Below are 376 nucleotides of genomic sequence, written 5' to 3'. Positions count from 1 at the left end.
CGTGTAACGCTGCGTGGGCGGACGCGGGATGGCCCAGCCGATCAGCAGACCGACGAGGATCAACGCCGCCGCTGTGCCGATGAGGTAGCGAGGGCGCTTCCCGCGGCTGGTGGCGAACCAGGCGACTACCCGTTCACGAGCTGTCCCGAACGGCCGACTCCGTCCCGTTCCACCGACGATCACGCCGGATCCGTCAGCGAGACGGTACATCGTCGGCGGATCGGGCGCGAGCGGTGGGGAGCCTTCGTCTCGGTGCGCTCGCCCCGGAACAGGTTGGGCGCCTGACGTGGGGAGCGTCCCTTCGGCAGGCTCCGGGCCCGGCGCGGCGGCATCCGCGCGCCGCAGCTCCGTCAGCTGCGCGGCCTCGGCCGGACTC

General features: G+C 72.6%; 1 protein-coding gene. It reads right to left on the bottom strand.

The genetic code is table 11. The features are described 5' to 3' along the window. On the bottom strand, positions 1-210 hold a 210-nt coding region (locus AC1DGW_RS16910; RefSeq protein ID WP_478025217.1), incomplete at its 3' end, for a hypothetical protein. Positions 211-376 lie beyond the last annotated feature (166 nt).

This window comes from Stenotrophomonas sp. 05N423 (assembly GCF_056397145.1).
Note: the sequence above shows the minus strand (reverse complement) of the source record. Positions and strands in the feature narration are given on the sequence as shown.